The sequence below is a fragment of the Streptomyces sp. NPDC102258 genome, assembly GCF_055584685.1.
On the sequence record NZ_JBVJLO010000056.1, the window covers coordinates 1 to 4,642 of the forward strand.

6 protein-coding genes and 1 pseudogene are annotated in these 4,642 nt (G+C 67.9%); 5 read left to right on the forward strand and 2 right to left on the reverse strand.

The window, feature by feature from the left end:
- Both ACZ6ZT_RS34940 and ACZ6ZT_RS34945 read left to right on the forward strand, forming a co-directional pair.
- Positions 1 to 222: ATP-binding protein (locus tag ACZ6ZT_RS34940; protein ID WP_469724473.1), on the forward strand; the 222-nt coding region annotated here is incomplete at its 5' end.
- 96 nt (positions 223 to 318) lie between these two features.
- Positions 319 to 1,065: a hypothetical protein gene (locus ACZ6ZT_RS34945; RefSeq protein ID WP_469724474.1), complete on the forward strand. Its 747-nt coding sequence runs from the start codon at positions 319 to 321 to the stop codon at positions 1,063 to 1,065.
- A 480-nt stretch (positions 1,066 to 1,545) separates the two neighbouring features.
- On the opposite strand, the pseudogene ACZ6ZT_RS34950 reads toward ACZ6ZT_RS34945, so the two are convergent.
- Both ACZ6ZT_RS34950 and ACZ6ZT_RS34955 read right to left on the reverse strand, forming a co-directional pair.
- Positions 1,546 to 2,597: pseudogene (locus tag ACZ6ZT_RS34950) on the reverse strand (IS630 family transposase); the annotation flags it as partial.
- Positions 2,598 to 2,655: 58 nt separating this feature from the next.
- Positions 2,656 to 3,036 (reverse strand): lipase family protein, encoded by a 381-nt coding sequence (locus ACZ6ZT_RS34955; RefSeq protein ID WP_469724475.1) that lies wholly within the window; start codon positions 3,034 to 3,036, stop codon positions 2,656 to 2,658.
- 78 nt (positions 3,037 to 3,114) lie between these two features.
- On the opposite strand from ACZ6ZT_RS34955, the gene ACZ6ZT_RS34960 reads away from it, so the two are divergent.
- From ACZ6ZT_RS34960 to ACZ6ZT_RS34970, 3 genes are all read left to right on the forward strand, one after another.
- Positions 3,115 to 3,375 (forward strand): hypothetical protein, encoded by a 261-nt coding sequence (locus tag ACZ6ZT_RS34960; RefSeq protein WP_469724476.1) that lies wholly within the window; start codon positions 3,115 to 3,117, stop codon positions 3,373 to 3,375.
- A gap of 63 nt (positions 3,376 to 3,438) precedes the next feature.
- Positions 3,439 to 3,786 carry a site-specific integrase gene (locus ACZ6ZT_RS34965; protein WP_469724477.1) on the forward strand — a complete coding sequence of 116 codons (348 nt, stop codon included), beginning with the start codon at positions 3,439 to 3,441 and terminating at the stop codon, positions 3,784 to 3,786.
- Positions 3,783 to 4,544 (forward strand): tyrosine-protein phosphatase, encoded by a 762-nt coding sequence (locus ACZ6ZT_RS34970; RefSeq protein ID WP_469724478.1) that lies wholly within the window; start codon positions 3,783 to 3,785, stop codon positions 4,542 to 4,544. The genes ACZ6ZT_RS34965 and ACZ6ZT_RS34970 overlap by 4 nt, the downstream gene beginning before the upstream one ends.
- Positions 4,545 to 4,642 lie beyond the last annotated feature (98 nt).

Here is a 4,642-nt window from a genome sequence, read left to right on the forward strand (position 1 = left end):
GCCGAGGGCTTCTACCGTCTGGTCGACGCAGCCTACGAACGACGGGCCCTGGCCGCCTCGAGCAACCTCCACCCGTCGGGTTTCGACGAGATCATGCCCAAAACCCTGGCCACCGCGACCGTCGACCGGCTCCTCCACCACGCTCACGTCGTGGTCACCCAGGGTGACTCGTTCCGACTCAACCAGGCCACCAGCGGCCAGGGGGTGATCCCCCTGCGCTGACCCAACCGACCAACAGCGGGGAGATCTGGCCGCGGTTGGGGAAGATTCACTGGCCGCCAGTGGGGAGAATTACTGGCCGCCTCCGGGGAGAACTGAGTGGCCGTTGACACGCCTGGGAAGTTCCGGCTCCCCTGGCAAGAGACCTGGGAAGAGATCTGCGAAGAAGCCCTGGTTGCACAAGAGCTGAAAGACGCCTCGTCGGGCACGGCACGCTACGACTACCAGTACGGATTCGACCGATGGTGCGAGCGGTGGCTCAAGGCCCTCATGCATCTCGCCCCTGCCGAGCAGCACAACCGCTCCTCGCCTGTCGCGGCACGATGGGCACGCGCCCACGACGCCTTAGAGCGCGAAATCAAGCGCGATCTTCAGGATGAGCCGTGGGTGACCAGACTGGTCGATCAACTGCACAACACGGGGCGAGGAATGGTGACCGGCATCGCCGCTTCCATGGCCGAGCCCCTGGTCGTGGCCTACGACGGGCGCGAAGCGATCGACCTGCCCTGGCCCGCCCAATACCTCCTCTGGGCCCAACATCCAGGCGGTGTCCGCCACGCCGGCCGCAGCCGACACCACCTGACCGCCCTCCCCCGCCTCTTCACCCTCCTCGACGGTCTCTTGCGCCGCTCCCTGCGGGTGATCGGCGACACCGAGTGGCACGACTCACCAGCCGTCTACCAAGAGGCCATCGACAACGTCCCCAAGACCGCGTTCTCGCCCGAGGCCCACTGCTGGTGGACCACCAAAGCAGCCGGACGGCTCCCCCACCTCCTGTCCATGGCACGCGCAGACGCCATCTCCGCACAACGACAGGCTCAGCGCGCCCAGGCACCCTGGCGGTAGGCCACAACAGGCGGGACCCTCCATCCCAGCTGGTCCTGCTGCCCGGGCAGGTCGGGCCCAGCCCGCCCGGGTAAGCAGAACCCCGGTTCCCAGCCGCTGAGCGGCCGGGAACCGGGGGGCCGGGCAAGGCAGTCGGCAGCCAGACCCAACGGGTCATCTTCCAAGAGCACTCCGTGGTCTTGGATCTCCTCCTAAGGGACAGCGCAGGCGATCCGTTGTCCGTATCACGCCAAAAGGCACCCAAGGTGAGAGCGGGGCGCCGGTGGTGAGAGGTGCCATGTGTGCCGTCTCAGGGTCCGGCGGTGACGGCATCGGCGACGGACCTCTTGGTCAGGTATTCACGGATGCCGTGGGGGGAGAGGTAGTTGCCCGTGCTGATGCGTACGTCCTTGACTCCGGCGGCAATGTGGCTGAGGCCTGTGCCGCGCGCGACGACGTCCCAGCGGGAGTACTGAGGTTTTCAGGTGGCGTCGGTGGGTTGATAGCCAGACCTGTGGCGGTGAGGCAGCCGTCGACCAGGTGGGGGCGGAGCTGGATTCTGCGCAACTCGCGGCGGAGTGTGCGGTCGAGGTCGTCGGGTGTGCCGAAGGGGGTGTTGGCCATCGCTCGTCGTATGAGCGACCAGACGGCCTCGACGGGGTTCAAGTCGGGTGCATAGGGCGGGAGGCGGACGGTGGTGAGCCAGTCGTGCTCGGCCTCGTACCGTTTCAGCCCGGTGGCCAGATGGGTGTTGAGATTATCCCAGACCACCACAATCGGGCCGCCGAGTTGGATGTGTGCCCGCACCAGCAGGTCACGGTAGTCCTTCCAGGAGAAGCTCTTGCGTGCGCCTTTGAGGAGGAGATGTGTGCGGGGGCGGTGGATGAGGCGGCTCTTCTCGCTGGATTTGTAGCAGCACAACGCCGCGACAGAGGTCCGGCGGCGGGACCTGCCACGGACGCGGATGACGGGGGTCTGCCCGCGCCGGCCCCAGGTACGGGCACGGGGCGGAGTCATCGAGAAGCCGGCTTCGTCCTCGAAGACGATCCAGGCCCCGGACGCCGCCGCGAGGCTTTTACCTGCGGCCACACCTCCTTCTTCCAGAGCTCTACTGCCTGCTCGTCACGCTCGAGGGCTCTGCGCGCGGGCGCCTGCCAGGACCAGCCGTGCCGTTTGAGCAGTCGCCACACCGTCGCCACCGACAGGCTCACCCGAAGATGCCAGCGGATCATCGTCTGGACCCGGGCCAGGGTCCAGCGTTCATCTTCGAAGCCGTGCGCCGACGGGCCCTTGCCGAGTTCACCCTCGAGCACGGCGAACTGTTCATCGGTGACGGTCGGGGCGTTCGCCGGACCTGCCGAGCGCAGGGCCTCCAAGCCGCCCTCACGCCAGGCACGACGCCAGCGTTCCACCGACCGGACACTCACCCGCAGCTCTCTCGCGATGACCGCGGTCTTCTCGCCCGCCGCGAACCTTTTGCCGGCCTGAAGCCGGATCCCCTCACGAAACGCCCGACGCTCAGCGGTCAGGCCCCCACCCTCTGGATACCTCACCTCACCGGCATACCGCAGGGATCATGAACCGTCACTACCCGATGACGACCCGAAAAGCTCAGTAGGCATTCGTCCACACGGTCCCGGCGGGCACGGTGAGCAGGGAGTCGGCTGCAGCGATCCCGTCCCGGACGACCAGCCAGCCCAGTGGTGAGCCGCAGGTGATGAACGCCCGCACGCCGCCGTCCTTCGCGAGGGGGATCTCGCCACGTTGGATCATGTCGTAGGCGATCACACTGCCGAGCGAGTGTGCGATCAGGATCTGCGGGTGCGTGGCGGTGATCGTTTCACGGACCGCGGCGCGGACCTGTTCGCCCTTGTCTGGGTCGCGCAGGTAGCCGTGAACCTCGCGGAGAAACCACACCAGGCGGCGGCCGGTGCCGCGGGCCGTGGTCCGGTCGACGGCCGTGATCTTCCGCTCGATCCGGCGGCTGAACACCGACCGGCCGAGCGTTCCCGCGTCGGCCGCCTCGTCGACGTCATCGGCAGCGCTATCGGGGAGGTAGAGGGACAGCGCGTGCTCGACGAACCCGCGCTACCGCGACTACGTCCGCAACGACCTCAACCCGGCCTCGGCACCGTCAGGCTCGACCAGCTCGCCCACCGCCACATTTCCGCGTACGTCACCTGCCAGCTCGCCGCCGGCCGGGGCCGCACCACCCTCTACCGGTGTCTGGCCACCCTCTCCAGCGCCCTCGGCGACGCCGTCCGCCAACACCGCCTCCCACACGACCCAGCCAGCCCACCCGTCCTGCGCCGCCCGCCGACGCCGGAGTGACGCATCTGGACAGCGCAGGAGGCCGCCCGCTTCCTGGTCTACTGCCACCAGGCCGACGCCGAGATGGCGGCCGACCTGTTCGAGTTCCTCATCGGCACCGGCATGCGCAAGGGCGAAGCCCTCGGCCTCCACTGGAACGATGTCCACCTGACCGAAGGCGTCCTCTACGGGCGTTGCACCCTCTCCGCCATCGACAACCACCTCGTCATCACCACACCAAAGACCCGCTCCAGCCACGGATGGGTCGCCATCTCACCCCGCGTCGCCACCGCCCTCCGACACCGAGCACTGATAACTCCTCGCACAAAGGGTGATCCTGACGACCCGCCGCTGGTTGACCTTCACCTGGGGGGAAGGCTCAGCATCGGTAAGGCCGGGCAACGCGTCCGGCACGAGGAGGGAACCGCGTGACCAGTGCTCAGGATCATCACCTGGCGGACGTGCCGGGCATGGATGTTTGCGATCGCGATCTGCTATGGCAAGGCAGCTTCAACGTCCGAGACCTCGGAGGGATACGCACTGCTGATGGAGGTGAGACACGTCGGGGCGCTGTGGTCCGCTCCGACAGTATCGACGGTCTGACCGCCGACGGCTGGGCCGCCCTGCAGGCGTATGGCATCCGCACCATCATCGACCTGCGCAACGAGGAGGAGGTTAAGTCCTCGCTGCCGAAACCCGAGGGGATCGATTTCGCGCGGGTTCCGCTCGACGCGCTTGTGGGAAAGGACTGGTGGGACGAGTGGGGCCACCTGGACGGGACCCCGCTGTTCTTCCGGCCCCACCTCGAATTCCGCCCGCACGCGGCGGCCGCCGCCGTCAGTGCTGTTGCCCGTGCCCAGCCCGGCGGCGTCCTCGTTCACTGCGGTGCGGGCCGGGACCGCACTGGGCTGGTCGCTCTTCTGCTACTCACGCTCGTCGGCGTCACGCCCGACGACATCGCCGCCGACTACGAGCTCAGCGGCTCCCGGCTCGCAGCGCTGTGGGCCCACCTTGGCCTGGCGGACGAGCAGGTGGTCATCGACCGAATCCTTGCCCGCGAGGGAATCACCGCGCGCGAAGCGCTCATGGCCACCCTCACCTCGTTCGACCCCGACTCCTGCCTGCTCACGGCCGGCCTCAGCGCGGACGATCTGGCCGCCGTCCGCGCCAGGCTGCTGTTGACCGAGTGACCCGAACCCGCATTCGTCCGGACGTCAGGCGGGCCAGCCGCTGCTAGGGCCTGTGTGATGTCGTGATCAACTGCTGGGTTCCGCTCTCTTCGCGGGGT

Excerpts from the sequence above, each read along its gene's own strand:
- ACZ6ZT_RS34965 (WP_469724477.1), top strand. The coding sequence starts at position 3,439 with ATGGCGGCCGACCTGTTCGAGTTCCTCATCGGCACCGGCATGCGCAAG.